The sequence below is a fragment of the Chitinimonas sp. genome (assembly GCF_041904975.1).
Taxonomy (GTDB): Bacteria; Pseudomonadota; Gammaproteobacteria; order Burkholderiales; family Chitinimonadaceae; genus Chitinimonas.
Genome location: NZ_JAYRLZ010000280.1, coordinates 1 through 5,371 on the forward strand (window position 1 = coordinate 1; position 5,371 = coordinate 5,371).

Annotated in this window: 6 protein-coding genes; 2 read left to right on the forward strand and 4 right to left on the reverse strand. The window is 61.4% G+C overall.

The window, feature by feature from the left end:
- On the reverse strand, positions 1-355 hold a 355-nt coding region (locus ACE3OH_RS18840; RefSeq protein ID WP_374356828.1), incomplete at its 3' end, for a DUF535 family protein.
- 7 nt (positions 356-362) lie between these two features.
- A complete protein-coding gene (locus tag ACE3OH_RS18845) occupies positions 363-1,232 on the reverse strand; it encodes a MipA/OmpV family protein (RefSeq protein WP_374356831.1) in 870 nt (289 codons plus the stop codon).
- A gap of 77 nt (positions 1,233-1,309) precedes the next feature.
- Between ACE3OH_RS18845 and ACE3OH_RS18850 the strand changes: the two genes are divergently transcribed.
- Positions 1,310-1,966 (forward strand): response regulator, encoded by a 657-nt coding sequence (locus ACE3OH_RS18850; RefSeq protein WP_374356833.1) that lies wholly within the window; start codon positions 1,310-1,312, stop codon positions 1,964-1,966.
- Positions 1,963-3,309, forward strand: coding sequence for an ATP-binding protein (locus tag ACE3OH_RS18855; RefSeq protein WP_374356835.1), 1,347 nt, complete (start codon positions 1,963-1,965; stop codon positions 3,307-3,309). The genes ACE3OH_RS18850 and ACE3OH_RS18855 overlap by 4 nt, the downstream gene beginning before the upstream one ends.
- A gap of 10 nt (positions 3,310-3,319) precedes the next feature.
- Here ACE3OH_RS18855 and ACE3OH_RS18860 read toward each other — a convergent pair whose 3' ends face one another.
- Positions 3,320-3,640, reverse strand: coding sequence for a hypothetical protein (locus tag ACE3OH_RS18860; protein ID WP_374356837.1), 321 nt, complete (start codon positions 3,638-3,640; stop codon positions 3,320-3,322).
- A gap of 38 nt (positions 3,641-3,678) precedes the next feature.
- On the reverse strand, positions 3,679-5,371 hold a 1,693-nt coding region (locus ACE3OH_RS18865), incomplete at its 5' end, for a methyl-accepting chemotaxis protein (protein ID WP_374356839.1).

Genomic DNA, 5,371 nt, shown 5'->3' on the forward strand with positions numbered 1-5,371 from the left:
ATCTGCCTTGCGCGTCGGTGAATCGGCATAGCGTCAGGCTGTGACCATTGCGCAAGTGCTCAAGCAAGTCGATGGGCAGGTGTTTGCTCATCCAGCGGTAGTGCGCTTCCAGCCATTGCATGCGCTGCGCTGTTTCCACCGAGCATGCCAGATAGGGGCGCAATGGTTTTATCAGCAGTGTCGGGTCGGCATCTAGCCAGGCTGCCAGCGCTGCATCGCTATGCAGCAAGTCGGCCCAGTACCGGGCAAGCCGATACTGCCGGCTTGCCCTTGCTACAAACGTCCAGAATTGCCTCCCTGCGTGTGCTTGCCGTGATGTGGCAAGGCGCCGTGCGGCAAGAAGCAGGGGGTGCACTGCTCGCTCAGAAGGTGTAGGCCACCGCCGCTGATATCGAGGTCTGGGTGCGACGCTCGGTAATCGGGCTGGCTGCGGCATCACCTTGCAGGCGGCTGACGGTTACGGCGGGATTGATCGACCAATGCTTGTCCAGCTGCCATGCCAGTGCCAGGCCGAGATCAACGCTTTTCACGCCGGCTTTGGCCTCGAAGGCGCGGTAGGCGCTACGAGCTGCCTGCTGGCGACTCACGCCGAAATAGGCGCCCATATACTTGCTGTCGGCCCAGTTGATACTGGCAGATGGCGTCAGGGTAAGGTCTTCACGCAAGGGAATCGGCAGGCTGGCGCCCAGCTGCATGGTCAGACCCTTGTGATGGCTGGTCGCCTTGGCAATGGAAAAGCTGGCACCGATGCCGCCCACATCGCCGCCGGCAAACAGGCCGATCATCGGGCTTGCCTCCACCTTGCCCAAGCCGCGCAGGCGCTCCGAACCGGGTTTGCCGGCAAGGCCGGAGGGCTTCTTTTCGTCGCGCCCGGCATCGCTGCTGATGGCGATGCCGGCCTGGAATGACTCGCCATCAAAAGGCGCCCAGCTCAAACCTTGGCGACCAAGGCCGAAGGTGCCGTAGTCAGCGGTACGGTAGCTGGCTTCGGCGCCAAGGATGGGCGCGGTATGGCTGGTGCGACTGCCCTCGAAGTCGGCGACACGGGCGGCGCCGGCAATGGTGGTAACCGACCAGCCCAGTGGCGCCTGCTGGTTCTCGGCGGCTTGGGCAGCCATGGAAAACAGGCCAAGCAGGGCTGACAGCAGCAAGCCTGGCGCGATATTGCGGGCTCTATAGCTGGTAGTGCGAGTGGTAGATGCGGCTAGAATGCGGCGTTGACGGTTTTGCATGGGACGACTCCTCGGGAAAAGAGTCGCCACCTTAATGGCCTGATCCTTTAGAGAAGCTGAAGATAGATGGAAATGCCATGCATGTATTGCTGATTGAAGATGATCTGGAGCTGGGTAGCGCCTTGCAAAAGGCCCTCGGCTCCGAAGGATTGACCAGCGAATGGGTGCGGCGCGGCGCAGATGCACCGGCCTATGTGCAGCGCCATCGCTTTGACTGTGTTCTGCTGGATCTGACCCTGCCCGATGCCGATGGACTGGATATCCTGCGCCACTGCCGGCAAAACGGTCTCGATGTGCCGATTATCGTGATTACCGCCAGAACCGCGCTGGATGACCGTCTGGAGGGGCTGGATGGCGGGGCGGATGACTTTATGATCAAGCCCTTTGCCATCGAAGAACTGCTGTCGCGCATCCGCGTGGTGGTGCGTCGCCATAGCCGTCAGGCTGACAACGTCTGGGTGCACGGCCGGCTAAGCATCGATACCGCACGGCACCAGGTCATGGTCGATGGCGGCGAGGTGGCGCTGGCACCACGCGAGTACGCCATCTTGCTGCAGCTGGCGCGCGAGGCGGGTCGCGTCGTTTCCAAGGATGCGCTGGCGCAGTGCCTGCAGCCTTTGGGCGATCCGCTCGACATCAATACGGTGGAAGCGCATATGTCGAATCTGCGCCGCAAGATTGGCGCCGAGCTGGTGCGCACCATCCGTGGCGTCGGTTACGTTCTCCAGACATGATCAGGCCCCTTGAACCTTCGCTGGCACGCCGGATGCTGCTGGCGCTGATCGGTGCCTTTGCCCTCTTGTGCGTGGTTCTGGTGTCTTATGCCTATTACACCAGTCTCGTCGGTCAGGGCAGCGATGCACAGCAAGCTGTAGCTCGCACCGCGCGCGCCATCCTCAAAACTGCCGAGCACTATCAAGCTCCGGCCGCACAGCGTGCGGCTGTCGAGGCCATCGACAGCCTGATTGATTCGACCATTGTCGAGTCCGAGCCGCATCTGCGCGTGTGGATGCGGGTGTGGCAGGCCGATGGCAAGCTGCTGTTTGCATCCCGCCTTGCAGAACAGGAGTTCCAAGCATTTGCTCGCGATAATCAAAGCATGTATTTCATGGTGTATATCCCGGGAGAGACACTGAATATCGAGATGCTTGGGCGCTTCGGCTCGGGACGCTCCAGTTTCATCTGGTTGTTGACCAAAGATATTGCTTTCTATTTGCTGATTGCCTTTCCCATCATCCTGTTACCGATCTGGCTGGCGGTACGTAGCGGTTTGCGACCCTTGAATCGTCTATCTGATCAGTTGGCCCGGCGCGCCGCCGATGATCTGTCGCCAGTGGGCATGACCCTGCCTTACCAGGAACTCAAACCGGTGGTGGCTGCCATCGACGGCGTGTTTGCCAAGCTCAAGCGCAAACTGGTGCAGGAGCAGGCTTTTCTGCATGACGCGGCACATGAACTGAAGACGCCGCTGGCAGTGATTGCCAGCGAGGCGCATGTTCTGGGGCATGCGCAGGAAGGTGCCGACCGTGTGCAAGCCAAACAAGCGCTATTGGCCGCCGTTGAGCGTGCATCGCATGGGGTGTCACAGTTATTGATGCTGGCGCGGATGGAGGCAATATCCGTGCAGCCTACCGCGGCCATTGATCTGGCGGCATTGTTGCGCGAGCGTCTGGCGCACTGGTCGAATCTTGCAGTTGGTCGTGGTATCGAGATCAGTCTCGATGCGCCGGATCATCTGCCGCTGGAGACACGGCTGCCGCCCTGGCAGTCGATCATTGACAATTTGCTCGATAACGCGCTGCGTTACACCCCGCAAGGCAGCGCGGTCGAGGTAAGACTATGCAGCCAGGCACAACAGCTGGTGCTGGAGGTACTGGACGACGGCCCGGGAATTGCCGAAGCGCTGCGTGAGCGGGTATTCGAGCGGTTTTTCCGGGTGCTAGGTAATAATGTGACCGGTGCTGGCCTGGGGCTCGCCATCGTGCGCGAAGCGGCGGAGTCGCTCGGCGGTACGGTAAGTCTGCATGCCGGCGACAACAACCGGGGTTGCCGATTCGTGGTGACAGTGCGCCGCTAACACTACAACGCTAGTCACCCAGCAGCAGGTCGCGTTTTTGGCGTAGCCCTTCCGGCATGGTCAGGGTGGCCCGGTCCCACCCTTCCAACGTCAATACTTTTTCGAGACAGGCTTCAAAGACTGCATGGGCATCGGCCGTGGCTGCGGCGATGGCGCCGTGCACGGCCGGGTCGTTTTCCGGGTCGGCACGGCAATTGGCCTGATAGGCATACAGTTTGCGCAACTGCAGCAATTGGGCGGCGACCTGGGCCGGGCAGGCACACATATACAGCAAGGCTTCATCGGAAATCTGCCGCAGCTCGCTATCGCTGAATTGTTTATTGAACGTCATAGCTTCCCAAGGTAGTACACGGTGGCCGGCCCCGCCAATCAGGCCGGGCCTATCTTGAAGCGGGCAATGGATTGTTCGAGCTGTGTGGCCAGCTCGAACAGTTCCATGCCACTACGGGCCGATTGCTCGGTCGCCGCACTGGTTCGCTCGGTCATCTGGGCAATGCGCTCAACATTGCCTGCCACATCGAGCGCCACGGTCGACTGTTCTGCCAGGGTCTGGGTAATGTCGTTGACGGCCGAGGTCAGTCGATCCGCATCCTGGCGGATGCGCCCCATGGCTTCACCAGCGATGGCGGCAAGCTCCACTCCACGTGCCACCTGGTCCACGCCGGTGGCAATGCCGCCTACCGCCGCCTGGGTGCCATGCTGGATTTGCGAGACGATGGTGGCGATCCGTGTGGTGCTGCTGCTGGTGCGCTCGGCCAGCTTGCGCACTTCGTCGGCCACGACGGCAAAGCCGCGACCGGCCTCGCCGGCGCGGGCTGCCTCGATGGCGGCGTTCAGGGCCAGCAGATTGGTCTGCTCGGCGACATCGCGGATGATATCGACCATGCTGCCGATGGCGCCGGCGTGATCGCCCAGCTGGACTACCGTGTTCGACGCGCTGTGCACGGTGCTGGCGATGGCTTCGATACCGGCAACGGTTTGGGCGACCGCTTCGCCACCTTCTTTGGATAGCTTGGACGAGGCCAGCGATACCGCATGCACATCGCCGGCACTATCGGCGACCACGCCAAAACTCTGGGTTAGTTGCTCGATGGACGCCGCCATGGCGGCCGCTTCATTGCTTTGTTCGCGGGCGCTGGAGGCCAATTCCCCGGCATTGCCGCGAATACGCTCGGCATGGCCGCGCACCGCATGGGCATCCTCGTGTACCTCCCTCAGCATGGCGGATAACTTGCTCTGCATATGCGCCAGGGCCCGTTCCATGGCGCTGATTTCATCGTGGCCCAGCGCAACGATGGCCCGGCTGAAGTCGCCCTCGGACAGCCGCTCGACATGGCTTTCCAATTCGCTCAGTGGTCGTTTCACCCAGCGATTGAGCAAATATACGATGGCCAGCATCAGGATCACCGCAAGGCCAAGGCAGCCTGCCAGCACCAGATTGCGTGCCCAGCGCACATCGGCCAGCACTTCATTGCGATCCTGGCTGGTGACAACCAGCCATTTCGGATCGGCCATCGTGGTGTATGCCGCTTCGCGTACAGTGCCAGCTTCTTCCAGCTCGGTCATGCCTTTCTTGCTCTTGAGCATGGCCTCCAGGGCAGTACCTTGGCCGGCGCTTTCCAGCAGATTCTTGCCGGCACCTTGTGGATGCACCACCGTCAGACCACGCGCCTTGCCGGCATCGATGATGTCGATGCGGCCGGTTTGCCCATAGCGCATGGCGGCGAGCTTGCGCTTGATGTCGGCCATGCCGTCCGAGAAATCAAAGCCGATAAACAGAGCGCCCACCACCTGGCCCGCCGCATCCTTGATCGGCTCGTACACCGCCATATAGTCGCGTCCGAACAGCTGGGCTACGCCGGTATAGCTCTCCCCGGTCAATAATCCGGCATGGGCCGGATGCTGTGCACCAAGCATGGTGCCGACGGCGCGTGTGCCATCCTGCTTTTTCAGCGAGGTGGCAAGGCGGCGGAAGTCGTCACCTTCGCGAACAAAAACGGTGGAAACCGAGCCGGCCAGCGCGTTGAAACGGTCGGCGCGCTCATTGCCATCGCCAAGCAAT

Excerpts from the sequence above, each read along its gene's own strand:
- ACE3OH_RS18845 (WP_374356831.1), bottom strand. The coding sequence starts at position 1,232 with ATGCAAAACCGTCAACGCCGCATTCTAGCCGCATCTACCACTCGCACT.
- ACE3OH_RS18850 (WP_374356833.1), top strand. The coding sequence starts at position 1,310 with ATGCATGTATTGCTGATTGAAGATGATCTGGAGCTGGGTAGCGCCTTG.
- ACE3OH_RS18855 (WP_374356835.1), top strand. The coding sequence starts at position 1,963 with ATGATCAGGCCCCTTGAACCTTCGCTGGCACGCCGGATGCTGCTGGCG.
- ACE3OH_RS18860 (WP_374356837.1), bottom strand. The coding sequence starts at position 3,640 with ATGACGTTCAATAAACAATTCAGCGATAGCGAGCTGCGGCAGATTTCC.